The organism is Haemophilus paracuniculus (assembly GCF_002015115.1).
GTDB lineage: Bacteria > Pseudomonadota > Gammaproteobacteria > Enterobacterales > Pasteurellaceae > Haemophilus_E > Haemophilus_E paracuniculus.
Genome location: NZ_MUYA01000004.1, coordinates 317951 through 334649 on the forward strand (window position 1 = coordinate 317951; position 16699 = coordinate 334649).

Annotated in this window: 13 protein-coding genes, 1 tRNA gene and 1 riboswitch; of the genes, 4 read left to right on the forward strand and 10 right to left on the reverse strand. The window is 45.3% G+C overall.

Features of this window, described 5'->3' with window-relative positions:
- Positions 1 to 442: 442 nt before the first annotated feature.
- From B0187_RS04090 to pyk, 8 genes are all read right to left on the reverse strand, one after another.
- Positions 443 to 1081, reverse strand: coding sequence for a hypothetical protein (locus B0187_RS04090; RefSeq protein ID WP_078236583.1), 639 nt, complete (start codon positions 1079 to 1081; stop codon positions 443 to 445).
- Positions 1082 to 2065: an HTH-type transcriptional regulator CysB gene (gene cysB, locus B0187_RS04095; protein ID WP_078236584.1), complete on the reverse strand. Its 984-nt coding sequence runs from the start codon at positions 2063 to 2065 to the stop codon at positions 1082 to 1084. It abuts the gene before it with no gap.
- Position 2066: 1 nt separating this feature from the next.
- Positions 2067 to 2744 carry a pyrimidine 5'-nucleotidase gene (yjjG, locus tag B0187_RS04100; RefSeq protein WP_078236585.1) on the reverse strand — a complete coding sequence of 226 codons (678 nt, stop codon included), beginning with the start codon at positions 2742 to 2744 and terminating at the stop codon, positions 2067 to 2069.
- On the reverse strand, positions 2744 to 3631 hold the full coding sequence (locus B0187_RS04105; RefSeq protein ID WP_078236644.1) for a transcriptional regulator GcvA: 888 nt from the start codon (positions 3629 to 3631) through the stop codon (positions 2744 to 2746). The genes yjjG and B0187_RS04105 overlap by 1 nt, the downstream gene beginning before the upstream one ends.
- Before the next feature lie 532 nt (positions 3632 to 4163).
- Positions 4164 to 5297, reverse strand: coding sequence for a bifunctional chorismate mutase/prephenate dehydrogenase (tyrA, locus tag B0187_RS04110; RefSeq protein WP_078236586.1), 1134 nt, complete (start codon positions 5295 to 5297; stop codon positions 4164 to 4166).
- A 418-nt stretch (positions 5298 to 5715) separates the two neighbouring features.
- Positions 5716 to 6780: a 3-deoxy-7-phosphoheptulonate synthase gene (locus B0187_RS04115; protein WP_078236587.1), complete on the reverse strand. Its 1065-nt coding sequence runs from the start codon at positions 6778 to 6780 to the stop codon at positions 5716 to 5718.
- 40 nt (positions 6781 to 6820) lie between these two features.
- A complete protein-coding gene (locus B0187_RS04120) occupies positions 6821 to 7855 on the reverse strand; it encodes a glycosyltransferase family 9 protein (protein ID WP_078236588.1) in 1035 nt (344 codons plus the stop codon).
- Positions 7856 to 8058: 203 nt separating this feature from the next.
- The gene (gene pyk / locus B0187_RS04125; protein ID WP_078236589.1) at positions 8059 to 9498 is read right to left on the reverse strand and encodes a pyruvate kinase; all 1440 of its coding nucleotides are present in this window, start codon (positions 9496 to 9498) and stop codon (positions 8059 to 8061) included.
- Positions 9499 to 9615: 117 nt separating this feature from the next.
- Here pyk and sixA point away from each other — a divergent pair, with 117 nt between their 5' ends.
- On the forward strand, positions 9616 to 10104 hold the full coding sequence (sixA, locus tag B0187_RS04130; protein ID WP_078236590.1) for a phosphohistidine phosphatase SixA: 489 nt from the start codon (positions 9616 to 9618) through the stop codon (positions 10102 to 10104).
- A gap of 40 nt (positions 10105 to 10144) precedes the next feature.
- On the opposite strand, the gene thiB is transcribed toward sixA, so the two are convergent.
- Complete coding sequence (thiB, locus tag B0187_RS04135; protein ID WP_078236591.1) at positions 10145 to 11128, reverse strand: thiamine ABC transporter substrate binding subunit; 984 nt, start codon at positions 11126 to 11128, stop codon at positions 10145 to 10147.
- Between the two features lie 40 nt (positions 11129 to 11168).
- Positions 11169 to 11257, reverse strand: a riboswitch (TPP riboswitch).
- Between the two features lie 179 nt (positions 11258 to 11436).
- Here thiB and B0187_RS04140 point away from each other — a divergent pair.
- Both B0187_RS04140 and B0187_RS04150 read left to right on the forward strand, forming a co-directional pair.
- A tRNA-Ile gene (locus B0187_RS04140) sits at positions 11437 to 11512 on the forward strand.
- A 627-nt stretch (positions 11513 to 12139) separates the two neighbouring features.
- Entirely contained in the window at positions 12140 to 13495 is a 1356-nt protein-coding gene (locus B0187_RS04150; RefSeq protein WP_078236593.1) for an MFS transporter, read from the forward strand.
- A gap of 129 nt (positions 13496 to 13624) precedes the next feature.
- Here the strand turns inward: B0187_RS04150 and B0187_RS04155 are convergent, their stop codons facing one another.
- Positions 13625 to 14440: a Cof-type HAD-IIB family hydrolase gene (locus B0187_RS04155; protein WP_078236594.1), complete on the reverse strand. Its 816-nt coding sequence runs from the start codon at positions 14438 to 14440 to the stop codon at positions 13625 to 13627.
- Between the two features lie 539 nt (positions 14441 to 14979).
- On the opposite strand from B0187_RS04155, the gene leuA reads away from it, so the two are divergent.
- The gene (gene leuA / locus B0187_RS04160; protein WP_211272706.1) at positions 14980 to 16524 is read left to right on the forward strand and encodes a 2-isopropylmalate synthase; all 1545 of its coding nucleotides are present in this window, start codon (positions 14980 to 14982) and stop codon (positions 16522 to 16524) included.
- Positions 16525 to 16699 lie beyond the last annotated feature (175 nt).

The following is a 16699-nucleotide window of genomic DNA, read 5'->3' on the forward strand; positions in this document are numbered from 1 at the left end:
TCGGGAAGTTTTATTCGTAAGTGCTTTATGAGTAAAACAGTCGTAAAACTTTGAAAACTTATTCATTTAATTTCCTTAACTTACCTGTTTGCCGAGTTGATACTCGGCTTTTTTTTTCGCCAAAATTTCTGTGAAAGAGCGTGGCAGGGCGATTTTGGCGTGTTGGGCTAAATTTTTGATAAAAAAATCGTCAGCTAAACCCGTTTAGTATTGCATTTTTTTTTTTTTTTTTACAATCGGGAAGTTTTATTCGTAGTTCCTTATGAGTAAGACACAGTCGTAACTCTAAAAATTTTATTCATTTACTTTCCTATTAGCCAAGCCTAACCCACTTGGCTTTTTTTCTTCTTTCTTATTTTTTCAGCCCATAAAAAAGCCCAAACCTATGTTTGGGCTTAAAATTTTTGCCAATCTCACCCCTTGCAAGCGGTGCGATAGCGGATTATTTCACGAAACTATCAAATTTGAGTTCGTAATTGTCGCCGTCTCGGTTGTAAGAGATGTAGCGAGGGAATTTTTCATCGGCGTGTTTTTTCACGGTAATGTATTTATCGCCCGTGCGGAAGCGGTAGGTGATTTCTTCCACATTTTGCCCGCCACGTTTTACCATTTTGCTGGTTTTGTTTACCACCACGTTTTCCGTTGGGTAGAGCTTTTTGCCGTTGGTGGTTTGGAAGCTGTTTGGCAATTTGTCGTAATAGCTCAACTGGAATGCGGTGGTAAAGAGGTCAAAGGTTGGCATTTTCATCACTTCTTCTTTGAGCGGTTCTTTGGTTCTGCCGTATTTGACGGTTTTTGAGTCAATTTCCGCCACGGCGTAGGTTTTGCCGTTGCGGGTATCGCGATAGCTCAACATACTGAGCATATTATTGCGATCTAACCCTTTGGCGGTAAACACGATGTTGTAAAGTGGCACGTTGATTTGGGATTTGATGCTATATTGCCCATTGCCATTTTTGAAGGTAACGTAGGCGGGCATTAAATAGTTTGAGCTGTATTTGATTTTAAATTCTTCGGCAAATGCCGCTGAACTGGCGACTAAAACGGCAATGCAAGCGGTCAGTTTTTTCCAAATTTTCATTTACTTTTCCTCTAATTGAGTTTGTTCAAACAGACGCAAAATGGCGTTGTTATCCCGTAATTGTTCCGCTTTTTCCACCTGCATTTTGGTTAAATGCGGCGAAAAATCGTTGATAAAATCATACATATAATTGCGTAGGAATGTGCCTCGTTTAAAGGCGATTTGGGTCATACTCGATTGAAAAATGTGGCTGGCATTGATTGCCACTAAATCTTTATCGTTGGCGGTGTGAGCCATTGACGCCATAATTCCCACCCCTAAACCAAGACGGACGTAAGTTTTAATCACGTCCGCATCGGTGGCGGTAAACACGATATTCGGCAAAATGCCCTCTTTGCTAAATGCGTGATCGAGATCCGATTGCCCTGTAAAGCCAAAGGTGTAAGTGATCAAATCGTATTTACCAAGCTCTTCGACAGTCAAAGCGGTGCTTTGGTTCGCAAATTTTGCGAGGGGGTGATCGGGTTTCACGATCACCGAGCGATTCCAAAAATAGCAAGGCAGCAAAATTGCTTCTTCAAACAGATATTGGGCTTCGGTGGTAATGGCGAGATCGACTTCCCCTTTCATCAAGGCATCGTAAATTTGGTTGGGCGAGCCTTGATGCAAATGCAAACTCACTTCGGGGTATTTCTGCTTAAATTTCTCAATAATTTCAGGCAGAACATAGCGAGCTTGGGTGTTAGTGGTAGCGATGCGTAGCGTGCCTTTATGCGGGCGGGTTTGTTCTTCCGCCACCGATTTAATGCTATGGGCTTTGACTAACAATTCCCGTGCAATCGCCACAATTTTCTTGCCCGCAGGGGTTAGCCCTTTAATATGCTTGCCGTTGCGTTCAAAAATGTTGATGCCGAGTTCCGTTTCCAACAGGCGAACCTGTTTGCTAATCCCAGGTTGCGAAGTGTAGAGATTTTCCGCCGCCTCAGTGATATTTAAATTTTGATTAACGATTTCAACAATATAGCGAAGTTGCTGTAATTTCATTTCACTTTCCTTGCACAATATCCACTAATTCGAGCATATTTTTGATTTCGTAGGTGGGGCGAATTTCGCTCTCGTTGTGATGATTTTCGTGGTTGAACCAACAGCTATCAATGCCGACATTATTTGCCCCGACAATATCGGAACTGAACGTATCGCCCACCATTAGGATTTGCGATTTATCCACCTCGCCCATTTGGGCGATAGCGTTCTCAAAAATTTTCGGATCGGGTTTCGCCACCCCAACTTTTTCCGACACCACCACAAATTCAAAAAAATCAGCGGTTTTTGTGTTTTCTAACCGCTTGCTTTGCATTGATTCAAAACCGTTGGTGATAATCCCCATTTTAACCTTGCCGTGCAGGGCGTTTAAGGTTTCCACCACCTGCGGTAACGGCTGGCTGACGATTGCCATTTCCGCCATTAACTCTTGATTGAGGCTTTCCGCATCTTTGCCGATTTGAGCCGACAGTTTGGCAAAACGGCGTTGGCGAAGCTGCTCGGCGGTAATCTCTTTATTTTGATAGGCAACCCAAAGGGGCTTATTGACTGCTTGAAATTCGGCATAATCCTGCTCGTTAAAATCAATGCCGTAACGTTTTAGCATTGTTTTCAAGCCAATAAACGAGTTGAACGAAAACAGGGTTTCGTCCGCATCAAAAAGAATCCATTGATATTTCATTAACAGCACTCCGCCATTGTTTGGGTAATCCATTGAATAAAATGTTGTACTTTTTCCGTGTTCGCCATTTGGGGCGGATAGACCACATAAAAGGCTTTTTCATCGTAAAGCTCGGTCGGGAACGGCTCAATCACCGTGCCTTTTTCGATTTCGTGTTGAGCCAAAATTTGGTTAGCAATCGCCACCCCCTGTTGGTGCATCGCCGCTTGCAACGCCATAAAAGTGTGGCTGAACGTTGAGCCAGATTCCGCATCCACATTGGTTAAATTGAGGTGTTGCACCATTTTTTTCCATTTATTGTGCGATCCAACGTGCAGTAAGTGCTTGCCCTCTAAATCTTCGGGGCGAGCAATCGGGTTTTCCGCCAAATAGGCTTGCGAGGCGAGAATCACAATCCGAGCCTGCCCGAGCGGAATCGCCTCTAAATTTTGCCAGTTGCCTAAGCCGTAATAAATCGCCACATCAATCTCTTTGCCGAGTTGCCCCTCATCTTGATCCACCCCTTTCAAACGAACTTCAATATCAGGGTATTTTTGATGAAAATCGTTCAAACGCGGCACCAGCCAGTGCATTCCAAAGGTTTGCGGCACGCTGATCGACAAAATTTGACGATGATTTTGCAGGCGGATTTTGTCGGTTACGAGGGCGATCTGCTCTAAAAGCGGTCGGATTTCCTCATAATATTGCGAGCCAAATTCGGTAAAGGCGAGCAAGCGATTTCGGCGGTGAAATAATTTCACCCCCAAAAATTCTTCCAGCAGCTTGATTTGGTGGCTCACCGCCGCTTGGGTTACGAACAGATCTTCCGCCGCTTTGGTAAAATTCAAATGGCGAGCCGCAACGTCAAAGGCTTTCAACGCATTGAGCGGTGGCAGTTTTTTATTCATCATAGTAAGTTTGATTATTTTTTTTGATAGTTAAAATAAAAATTTTTCGTTTGTGGATTTCGTACGATCCACCTAAAATGCACCCGTACTTAGATGGATAGTGATAGTTAATTTTTAGCTATTTCAGATTTTAAGTATGATGTTGTGTTTGCATATTGGTCTAGGAAACTAGACTTCGAGTAACCCAAGTCAAACGTAAGTTACTCATTTCACTTCCTGTATTTTTAACCGTTTTGGTTTATAAGCCCCCAATTTGGGGGCTTTTTTTATACCTAAAAAAACTAATCCATTCTAACAGAAGCGAATCCATAAAAACAGCGAAAATCTACCAAAAGGGCGATTTATTTATCAAGCAAAGAGAATTAGAACAGTAAGGGGAATTCTGCCCCCTTCGGCACTGCGTGCCACTTCCCCCGCAAGCGGGGGGCAGATCTGGTTTTTTGGTGGGGTAAAGATCTTCCCCCGTTTACGGGGGAAGTACCGCTGTTAGGCGGGGTAGGGGGCGAAATTTTAAGAAATCCCACCCCTTGCATTAAGTTCGGCTGTCGTTCGCCTGTTGTAGTAAATTTCGGCTCTCTTTGAGGAATTGCTCGGAATAGTCGCCAAACCAGTGGTGGACGCTTTCAAACGCCTCAATAAAGCCAGCTTTGTCGTTATTTTTGAAGTAAGCCAAACTCTGTTCAAAGCTCTGTTTGAGCGACTCAATTACGCTCAAATTTTCAGGTTTGTCGGCGATAATATCGGCGTAAAGCCCGCCGTCTTGGGCGAAAAGTCGCCCAATCATCGCCAATTCTAAGCGGTAAATCGGCGAGGAAAGTGCCAGCAGTTGCGACAATTTGACGGGCTGGCGAGAGAGATGCAAGCCGAACGCGAAAGTGGAAAAGTGGCGTAGGGCTTGAATGTAGGTCATTGAGTGATCGTGTTCGTGGGCGTCAATTTGCTCAATTTTTGCACCCCAAATGCGGATTTGATCGAGCAACCATTGATAACGCTCGGCAAAACGCCCGTGGCAGCAGGCGACCACTTGTTTGGCAAAACTGGCAATATCGCTACCAAACATCGGGTGCAAGCCAACCACCGCCCCTTGATGCACTTCCAACATTTTCGCCAACGGTTGAGCCTTGACGGACGTGAGATCGGCAAGAATCATCTGCTCGGTCAAATAAGGCTTCAACGCCTCGATGGTGTCGAGGGTGTTCACAATCGGCACGGATACAATCACCACGTCCGCCCCCGATAAAATCTCGTCCGCCTTACCCCAATCATCCTTATCCAGTACCTCAACGTGGTAGCCCGAATTGCGGAAATAGCGAGCGAAAAGCCCACCGAGCTTGCCTCGTCCGCCGACCACCACCATTTTCTGCACCTGCGGATTGACGGTTTTAAAGCCGTGCAAATTCTCGCTCACATAGGATTCCCGCATCACACGGCGTAGCACATCTTCAATCAGATCGGCAGGAACGCCTTGCTTTTCCGCCTCTTGACGGCGAGCTTCAATCATCGCTGTTTCACGGTCAGGAGCGTATACGGGCAACCCATGCTGATGTTTCACTTTGCCAACTTCCGATACTAATGCGAGGCGTTTGGCGAGCAGTTGAATAAGCTGTTGATCGACTTGATCGATCTGATCCCGTAATGGGGCGAGGGGGTGTTTGTTTTCGGTCATTATATTTGGAATATATTAAAAAGTTAGAATGTCAAAAATCTGTGCATATTTGAGTTTGTTACTTTTCTTTGCTTCGCCAAAGAAAAGTAACCAAAAGAAAGGCGACCCCGAGCATTTTGCTTTGTTTCGCTTGTTTCTAATTTCTACGGTCGATTTGTAAACTCGCTGACTTTGTCAGCTCAAACAGTACAAATCGCCCTTGGAATTAACGAAACCGCTCAACGCAAAATGACGGGGAATAATGCAAGCGGTGAGATCTTTTAAAATTTTTCATTCGTTTGCCCCCTACCCCCTACTTCGTAGGGTACTTCCCCCGTTAAACGGGGGAAGATCTTAGAATTTGTGAGAAATCAGATCTGCCCCCGCTGGCGGGGGAAGTGGCACGGAGTGCCGAAGGGGGCTATCCCACCGCTTGTGATTATTTTTGACGCAATTTTTCCGCAAAATCCGTCAAGACGGTTTCAGTCGTCTGCCAATCAATACAAGCGTCCGTGATCGAAACGCCATACTGCATTTGCTCGAACGGTTGTTCGGACGATTGATTGCCCGCGTTGAGGTGGCTTTCGATCATCAAGCCGATAATCGACTGATTGCCCGCCAGCAGTTGTGCTAACGCATTTTCAGCGACCGCGGGCTGACGGCGGTAGTCTTTGTTGGAATTGCCGTGGCTGCAATCGATCATAATCGATTCTGGCAAGTTGGCTTTGCGTAACGCTTGCTCACATTCTGCCACGAACGGCTGTTCAAAATTCGGGGTTTTGCCGCCGCGTAAAATCACGTGTCCGTCTGGGTTGCCTTTGGTTTGCAGTAGGGTAACTTGCCCTTTTTGGTTGATGCCGATAAAGCTATGCCCTTGTGCCGCCGCTTGCATTGCGTTGATCGCCACGCCTAAACCGCCGTCCGTGCCGTTTTTGAAGCCGACCGCCATTGATAAGCCTGAGGCAAGTTCGCGGTGGGTTTGCGATTCGGTGGTTCTCGCCCCGATTGCTGCCCAGCTAAATAAGTCCGCAAGGTATTGTGGGGTCATCGGATCTAAGGCTTCGGTGGCGAGTGGCAAGCCTAATTCGGCGAGGTCTAGGCAGAGTTTACGCCCCACACGCAAGCCCGTTTCGATATCGAATGAACCGTCAATTTTTGGGTCGTTGATCAAGCCTTTCCAGCCCACGGTGGTGCGAGGTTTTTCAAAGTAAACTCGCATTACAATGTAAAGTTTATCACTTAACTGATCGCTTAATGCTTTGAGTTTGTGGGCGTATTCGATGGCGGCTTTTGGATCGTGGATTGAGCAAGGCCCGATCACGATCAATTTGCGAGGATCACGTTTTTGAATGATGTCTGAAATCGTTTTACGCGATGTTTCGATTTGTTTACGCAGATGATCAGGCAGGGGTAATTCTTGTTTTAATTCCGCAGGGGTTAATAGCACTTTTTCATCACAGATATTGACATTGTGGATACTATCTTGATTAACGACATTGTTCATTTTTATTTCCTTTTATGTAAAAAAATTGATACAGCGAACTTTACTCGTTTCTGGCAAGGGTTTCAACTATTTTTTGCTTGACCGCCTCAACGGAAATGCGATTCATCAAATTTTTGCCTTTCGCTTTGGTCGCCCACGCCAGTTCCTGCCACGGTTTGCCGTAGCTTTCCAAAATCGCCTGATCGTAAACGGAAATCACTTTATCTAAATCGTTGTAAGGCCCTGTTCGGCGAGGGTTGTGAATCGCATAAAGCCCAATCACGGGGGTATTTTGGGTGGTGGCGATATGAGCAGGTCCAGAGTCAGATGATAGCACCAAATCCACCTGACGAATTAACGCCGCCAACTGTTTAAGGTTGGTTTTCCCTGCAAGATTGACACAATTCGGGGCAAGTTTGGCGATTTTCGCTGCCGTTTCCATTTCATAGGCAGAGGGCGAACCGCACACCAGCACATTAAAATCCTTTGCTGCCCAGCGAGCAATTTCCGCATAATTTTCCGCCTGCCAATCTTTTTCTTTTTTACTCGAACAAGGGGCAATCAGCAGATTTTTCCGTTGTGGATCAATAAATTGCGAACTGTATGCTAAATCCTGCTCGCTCACGGGCAGATTCCAGCAAGGGGTTAGATCCTGCACCCCAATTGCTTTGGCAAACATCATCTGCCCGTCTAAAACGTGGGGGGAAGCGGTCATTTCCACCTTGGCGTTGGTAAACAACCATTGCATTTCTCTGGCACGATCCTTGTTAAAGCCGATTTTGGTTTTTGCCCGAATCCCGAGCGACAAAATCGAGGCTCGCAAAGCGGTCTGCATATTTAACAAAAAATCAAACCGCTTGTGTCGCAAACTTCGCCAAAGTGTAAAGATACCTTTCCAGCCCGATTTTTTATCGTAGGGAATCAGGGTAACATTGGGAATGCCGTCCATTAACTGAGCTTCGGTTTTGCCGATAATCCAGCAAATTTCCGCCTGCGGATATTGGCGTTGAATCGCCTGCACCACCGCAAGGGTGTGGCACACATCGCCAATCGCCGAAAGACGCAGAATACAAATTGATTGAGGGGGTTGTTTCATCTTTTTTCTATCCAAAATCCAATCACGCTGGCTAGTTTACCAATTTTCAGCCTCGTGTGTGGGGAATTTTTGGGGAAATGGTGGCAGTCAGAAATTTCTTAAAATCTGACCGCTTGTATAAGATCACTTATGGCTTTCTTTCAAAATAAAAAAAACCACATCAAGCGGTGGCTTAATGTGGATTTTTCATTAAAGTTAAAAAATTATTCCACTTTTAAGATACGGCAGGTGTTTGTGCCGCCTTCTTTTAATTCATCGCCGTGGGTAAGAAGCACGAGGTCGCCACTTAATAGGTAGCCTTGCTCTTTTAATTGAGCGATCGCTTTTTTCGCCCCTTCAATCGTGCGGCTTACTTCATCGCAGAACACTGGGGTTACGCCACGGTAAAGGGCGGCGAGGTTTAATGCTTTCTCGTTGCGAGAGAGGGCGTAAATTGGTAAGCCTGAGCTGATACGGCTCATCAATTTCGCGGTTTCGCCAGAGTGGGTGAGGGCGATAATGGCTGAAACGCCTTCTAAGTGGTTGGCGGTGTACATTGCTGACATCGCCACCGCTTCTTCAATGCTGGTGAATGTGCCTTCCATACGGTGGCGAGAAACGTTGATGCTTGGCATTGTTTCTGCCCCTAAGCAAACTTCCGCCATTGATTTCACGGTTTCAACTGGGTAGTCGCCGTTTGCCGTTTCGCCTGAAAGCATTACTGCGTCCGTGCCGTCCAATACCGCATTCGCTACGTCCATTACTTCCGCACGGGTCGGCATTGGTTTTTTGATCATTGATTCCATCATTTGGGTCGCAGTGATCACCACACGGTTTAATTTGCGTGAACGGCGGATCAATTTTTTCTGTACGCCAACAAGGGCTGCATCGCCGATTTCTACGCCTAAGTCGCCACGAGCCACCATAATTACATCAGCACCAAGAATGATGTCGTTCATTGCTTCTTCCGTTGCCACGGTTTCCGCACGCTCTACTTTCGCCACGATTTTCGGATCAAAACCTGCTTCGTTCGCTAATTGGCGAGCATAGCGTAAGTCCGCACTTGATTGTGGGAAAGAAACCGCGAGGTAGTCCACCCCAATGCGTGCAGCGAGTTTGATGTCTTCTTTGTCTTTGTCGGTCAACGCTGGGGCAGATAAGCCGCCGCCTAATTTGTTGATCCCTTTGTTGTTTGAAAGTGGACCACCTACGGTAACTTCGGTGAACACTTTCGCCCCGTCAATGGTAAGCACTTTTAATTGAATGTTGCCGTCATCGAGTAAAAGAATATCGCCAGGTACGACATCACGAGGTAGGTTTTTATAGTCTAAACCGACTGATTCTTGATTACCTTCGCCTTTTGGTAATTCTGCGTCTAAGGTAAATTTGTCGCCGATATTGAGGAAAATTTTGCCCTCTTTAAAGGTAGAAACACGGATTTTAGGCCCTTGTAAATCTCCTAAGATCGCAACGTGTTTACCTAATTTCGCCGCAATTTCACGCACTTTTTTCGCACGTTCGATGTGATCTTCTGGTACACCGTGAGAGAAGTTCATACGAACCATATTCGCACCTGCGGCAATGATTTTTTCTAAGGTATTGCCACGATCCGTTGCAGGACCCATAGTACAAACGATTTTGGTTCTTCTGAGTTTTCTAGACATTGATTGCTCCGTTATGAATTTAAGAAATGAAAAATCTTTAATCACGGCTTGCCACCGCAAAAAAGTGGGGGCATTATACGCCTAAATCGGTTTAGTTTAAATAGTAAAGAGGTTGAAATGAACATTTGGATTATGCGACACGGCGAAGCGGGCTTTAACGCCAGCAAAGACAGCGAACGCACCTTGACCGAGTTCGGGCAAGCAATGGCGGAACAGCAAGGGCAATGGCTGGGCAAGCGGTTAGATCAGCAAAATTTATCCCTTGATAAAATTCTGGTTAGCCCTTACCAGCGAGCCAAGCAGACGTGGCAAGAGGTGGAACGGGGCTTACAAGCGGTCAGTTCGGGCAAAAATTTTTCTCACTTAGTGGAAGAGTGGGACGGCATTACCCCCGCAGGCGAGGTGCAAAATGTGCTGAATTACGCCCATTTTTTACGGGACGAGGGGGCGAAAAATCTGCTAATTATTTCTCATCTGCCACTGGTGTTTGATTTGGTGCAAGCCTTTACCGAACATCAACATAGCGTCCATTTTTACCCTGCGGTGATCGCCGAAATTGATTGGCGGACGGATGCGGGCAAATTAGTGATTGCGGAAAAACCGTAAATTCGGCACAAAAAAGCGGACGCTTGTCCGCTTAAATTTTTTATTTACTGACCGCTTGTTGCCATTCGGCAAGCCATTTTTTGATTGTGGCTTGTTCCACTTGTGGGGCGTTGAGCGGTTTGAAATCGGGCATTTGGCTAAGGGCTTGGTCGATTTCGCCTTGAATCACAGGCTTCATAATATTTTTGGTAGCGATGATTTTTTGCGATTCTGACTCAATCAAAAAACGCAAAAATTGGCGAGCGAGATCGGGCTGATTGCTAGTCGCCAAAATCCCTGCCACTTCAATTTGGGCGATATGCCCCTCACTAAACGGGGCGGCGGTATATTTGTTCTCTTTTTCATACCATTGATGATAGAGGGGCGAAGTGGTGTAGCTCAACACCAAATCCGCCTCGCCTTTCAAAAATGCCCCGTAGGTTTCCGACCAGCCTTTGCCGACCGTTACCGTATGTTTGGCGAGGGTTTGCCACGCCCTTTGAGCTTGTTCGCCATAAATTTGATTAACCCAAAGCAACAAGCCACGCCCCACGGTGCTGGTGCGAGGATCTTGATAAATCACGCGTAAATCTTGCCATTCCACCAATTCTTGCAAAGATTTGGGTGGATTGGCTAATTTGGTTTGATCGTAAATAAACGCATATTCGCTAAAATCATAGGGATAAAAGGTTTTGCTTTGCCATTTTTGCGGCAAATTCAGCGGATCAAGCGGTTGGTTATGCTCAATAAATAAGCCCGATTTTTCCGCCTCTGGCACGAGGAATTGATCGATGCCGAGCATCAAATCCGCCTTGCTTTTCTTGCCCTCTAACCGCAGACGGTTAAACATCGTAATACCGTCTTCAAACGGCACAAATTGCACTTTGCATTGACAGCGTTGCTCAAAGCGTTCCGCCAGCGGTTTCGCCGCCCCCCATTCATTCGCAAAAGAGTCGTAGGTGTAAACGGTCAAAGTCGGTTGCTGGGCAAAAAGTGGCAAAGCAAAAACAAGGCTTGCCAGCCCCAATAGTTTGGTAAGTTTCATTTGATGTTCCTTCTAAACGTGAAAATAGAAGGATTTAAGTCTGAAAGGCAGTCTCAAATCCCTACGCTGATATTACTCAGATCAGGTTCTATGGGTATTTCTCAGCAAAACGCACCCCAATGAGAACGGGCGTATTGTAACGAAATGGTTAATTTATTCAACAAAGCGGCGGCGGTTTTTTCTGTGGCGGTTTTTTCTGTGGCGTTTTTTTCTACGGTGTTTTTTTCTACGGTGTTTTTTTCTACGGCTCTTTTCCACAAGCTAGACGATCCCGATTTTTTTCTTTATAATCCGCACACTTTTCCTATCCCCCCATAGCTCAGTGGTTAGAGCAGGCGACTCATAATCGCTTGGTCGCTGGTTCAAGTCCGGCTGGGGGGACCATTCAAAACCTTTATTTTTCAATAAGTTACAAGAAAAATAAAGCGTCCTAAATTTTCCCTGAAATCAAAAGTGTGCCGAAAATGTGCCTGATTGCTTAACTATCCATTCCTTTTCAATAGAAAATTGTTTGACTTCTGTAAATGAGATTATGATAATTCATTAAAAGTGGGGGGTATTATGATAAATGTATTTGAGACCGTTTTTTTAGATTTTTTTATTGGTATCTTAATTATTGCGTTACTGATACTCTCTATATTATGGGTGTGGTTTTTACCTATTGCGTTTCTTATCTTTATACTTATAGTAATTGTTGAAAACATAAGAATAAATAAAAGAATGAAAAAGATTGAAGAAAAAGCAAAAAAAGCATCGGAAGTAAAATATATTATTATTAAATAAAATTTCACATAAGCCTTTGATCTTTTCAAAGGCTTTTCTTTATCTATCCATACTGCTATGAAATTAACCCTCTTTTTAGTAGTGGTATTACCTCTTGTTTGTACAAAAAATCATTAAATCCTTTTAAAAATTTTGACCTACCTCACAAATTGACAAAAATCTTGCTGATTCCTTGCTAAAAATCGTTATCATAGCCGTTCACAATAACAATTTAAAAAAGGGGCTTTTATGTTTTCATTTTTACAATCTAAGGCGGGAACGCCGGTGCCTGAAAGCGAAATTCGGGCGAGATATAACCGCTTGCGTTGGCACGCGTTGTTCGGGATTTTTATCGGCTATGCGGCGTATTACATTTTGCGGAATAATTTCCTGCTTTCATCGCCCGATTTAATCAGCGATTTCGGCTTTACCAAAAAGGATATCGGCTTTATTTCTGGCACGATGTTGATTGTGTATGGCATCAGCAAGGGCGTGATGTCGGCGTTGGCGGATAAATCCAACCCGAAACATTTTATGATTTTCGGCTTAGTAATGTCGGCGTTAGTCAATTTGATGATGGGCTTCACCGCTTCTTTCTGGATTTTCCTCTTCCTCTGCATTATGAACGGGATTTTCCAAGGAATGGGGGCTGGTCCTGCCTATGTGGTGTTGGCGAGCTGGTTTCCACGTAAAACCCGTGGTGTAACCACCGCAGCGTTCAACATTTCGCACAATGTGGGCGGTGGTTTGGTTGCACCGATTGCAGGGGCGAGCTTGGCGTGGTTGGGGCAGGAACAGTGGCAAACCGCTCACTTTATCGTGCCAACCGCGATTGCGGCGATTGTGGCATTGATTTTCTACATTTTCGGGGCGGGTCGAACCTATAACGAGGGATTGCCGCCGATGAATCAAATTCTGCAAAATGAATCGGAAGAGCTGATCGTAACCAAACAAGAGAATGTGGATTTAACCACTTGGCAGATTTTCACCCAATATATCGCCAAAGATATTAACGTGTGGTTTGTGTCCTTTATTGATGTGTTTACCTATATGATCCGCTTTGGGGTGCTAACGTGGTTGCCACTCTATCTGCTTGAAACCAAAGGCTTTTCCAAAGGGCAGATGTCCGCTGCCTTTGCGATTTTTGAGTGGGCGGCGATTCCTTCCACCCTATTCGCAGGTTGGATCACCGACACCTATTTCAAAGGCAAACGGATGCCGTTAGCGATGATTACCCTCGCAGGCGTAGGCTTGGCGATGTTCGCTTACTGGGGCGGACAAGATTTGCTGACCGTAACCATCGGGGCAGGGATTATCGGTTGTTTAATTTATGTACCGATGTTCCTTTCATCATTACAAACCATTGAGCTTGTACCGTCATTCGCCGCAGGTTCAGCAACGGGCTTGCGTGGCTTGTTGAGCTATGTTCTCGGCAGTTTCTCAGGCACAGCGTTATTCGGTATCTTAGCCGAAAAATTCGGTTGGGACGCAGGTTTCTACTTGCTCTTATTTGCAGTCGTAGCTTGTATCTTCTGCTGTTATATGACCCACCGTGGCGTAATGAAAATTGAAAGAGAAAAATTAGCAAGAGAATCAGCTAATTAACGGAAACAAATAAAAAGGGCGTGAATTTCACGCCCTTTTTTATTTAATGTAAGGGATAAGGTTTTTTTGAGTAATTTTCTTTACAATAAATACATTCAAAATTTCTAAAAATCCCACCGCTTGTAATCGCTAAATAATCCCAAAAACCGCTCGGATATAGCTCGCCACCGATTCGTGATGATTGTGTCCGATCACTTCATTGTGCGGTAATGCCTGTTTTAAACGAGGATCGGCGTTTCGCATAATGCAGCCTTTGCCGACTTGAGAAAGCATTTCCACATCGTTCATTCCGTCCCCGAATGCCAAGCAATCGGCGAGGGTGTAGCCGCGTAATTTGACCACTTCGGCAAGGGTGTTTGCCTTGCAGACCTTGGCGTTCATCACTTCTAAACATTGCGGGGTGGAATAGGTGAGTTGCAGTTGATCGCCGTAGGTTTGGCGGATCTGCTGTTCGATCTCAACCAGATCCTGCGGGGTTTTGGCAATGTAGAACACTTTTTCCGTGCGTTCGCCGTGCTGTTGGGCGAAATCCACCACTTGATAGCTGTAACCTGAATCTTGATGAAAGGCTTTGAGTTGCGGCACATCAACATTGATAAACCAGTCGTCCCCTTGATAGCTGTTCAAGCAGACAGCGGTCGGATTGAAAGGAATTTTAAATAACTCTCGTACAATGGCTTCGGGAATGTAATTGGTGGAAAGCAGTTCGCCCGAGAGAAAATTCGCCCTCGCCCCATTTGAAGTGATAAGCATCGCCTGTTCGAGTTTGATTTTTCGCACGAGGTGCTTCACATCGGGCAGGTTTCGCCCCGTGGCGAGAAAAATATCCACCCCTTTGGCGGCTAATTTTTCGAGGGTGTCAATCGTAAAATCGCCAATTTTATGCTGGGCGTTGAGTAAAGTGCCGTCAAGATCAGACACAATCGCACGAAATGGTAAATTCATAGAAAATCCTTGCTAGAAAAGTGGGTTTTAAAGGTATCAAATTTGGGGCTGAACATCAAAGGAAACGGCATTTTTTTATAGAATTTGTAAAAAATTGGTTAAAATTTGGTAAAATGAAAGAAAAGTGTAAAGAATTGTTATTCCTTTAATCTCTGTTTTTTTATCGTGTAAGTTTTTTATACGGCAAATTTATATCCTTTAAAAATTGCACTTGTCAGTTTTTTATACTTTTTTAATAAGCTAAATTCTCAACGTAAACGTTTGCGAAAGTGAAATGTGCTATTGACAATACTTCATTTGAAGTTAAGATAACGCCCACTTTACACATAACAATGCAAACATAAACACACACAACACAATGGAAAAACTCTCTTCGCTTCGACTGTTACGCTTATCGCCCCCGTTGCGAGCATAGTTTCATCGTATTGAAGAAAGTTCACTATCCACTTTGCCCGCACGCTTACCTTGCGGGCTTTTTTTATTCTGCGAAAACGCCGATAATAGCGGTCGGTTTTGCCCAATTTTTTCAATGAGGATTTATTATGAGCAACATCATTATTTTTGATACCACTTTGCGTGATGGCGAACAGTCGTTGAAAGCCAGCCTAACGGTAAAAGAGAAATTGCAAATCGCCCTTGCCCTTGAACGTTTGGGGGTGGACGTAATGGAAGTGGGCTTTCCTGTTTCATCGGCGGGGGATTTTGAGTCGGTGCAAACCATTGCTCGCCACGTTAAAAATAGCCGTGTGTGTGCCTTATCACGTGCGGTAGATAAAGATATTGATGTGGCGGCGGAAGCCTTGAAAGTGGCGGAAGCCTTCCGTATTCACACGTTCATTGCGACTTCGGCATTGCACGTTGAGGCAAAACTTCGCCGCACCTTTGATGATGTGGTGGAAATGGCGATCAATGCGGTGAAACGTGCCAGACGCTACACCGATGATGTGGAATTTTCTTGCGAGGACGCAGGGCGTACGGGGGTAGATAATATCTGCCGTATCGTGGAAGCGGCGATCAACGCAGGGGCGACCACCGTGAACATTCCTGACACCGTGGGCTACTGCTTGCCGAGTCAATATGGCGACATCATTGCCAACGTGATGAACCGTGTGCCGAACATTGATAAAGCGGTGGTTTCGGTGCATTGCCACAACGATTTGGGAATGGCGACCGCCAACTCGCTCACGGCGATCCAAAACGGGGCGAGACAGATTGAATGTACCATTAACGGCATCGGCGAGCGTGCAGGCAACACCGCCCTTGAAGAAGTGGTAATGGCGATCAAAACTCGCCAAGATCTGTTCGGGATTGACACTCGCATTAACACCCAAGAGATCCACCGTGTCAGCCAAATGGTCAGCCAACTTTGTAATATGCCGATCCAGCCAAATAAAGCGATTGTCGGCTCAAATGCGTTCGCTCACTCGTCTGGTATCCACCAAGATGGAATGGTCAAAAACAAAAATACCTACGAGATTATGTCGCCAGAAACCATTGGCTTGAAGAAAGAGAAACTCAACTTAACCGCCCGTTCTGGTCGTGCCGCTGTGAAAAATCATATGGAAGAAATGGGCTATCAAGAGTGCGATTACGATCTCGACAAACTTTATGATGCCTTCCTCAAACTTGCCGACAAAAAAGGGCAAGTGTTTGATTACGACCTCGAAGCCCTCGCCTTTATTGATATGCAGCAGGGCGATGAAGATCGCTTAACCCTTGATGTGATTACTTCGCAAACAATGAGCCATTTGCCCGCTTCGGCGTTCGTGCAAGTGGAATTAGACGGCGAGAAACTGAGCCAAGTATCGAGTGGCGGTAACGGACCTGTCGATGCGGTGTTTAATGCGATTTTGAGCATCACGGGCTTAGATCTCACAATGTCTTACTACAACCTGACCGCCAAAGGCGAAGGGGCGGAAGCCTTGGGGCAAGTGGATATTGTGGTGGAATATGAAGGCAGACGCTTCCACGGTGTCGGCTTGGCGACCGATATTGTCGAATCTTCGGCGAGAGCCTTAATCCACGCGATTAACGCCATTTACCGCTCGCAAAAAGTAGCGGTGTTGAAAGCGAATAAGCAATAAGCCCATTTTGCCCTTGCAAGCGGTGAGATTGTGCCAATTTTCCCGAAAAATTTGGTACAATCCCACCGCTTGTTGTTTCAAGTAAAAAATTTTTAAAAAAGGTTGAACTTTTTTTTTGAGGCAGCACACTAATCGGGTGTGCGATAGAAATGGACAAAATATCTAGGAGTTCGCA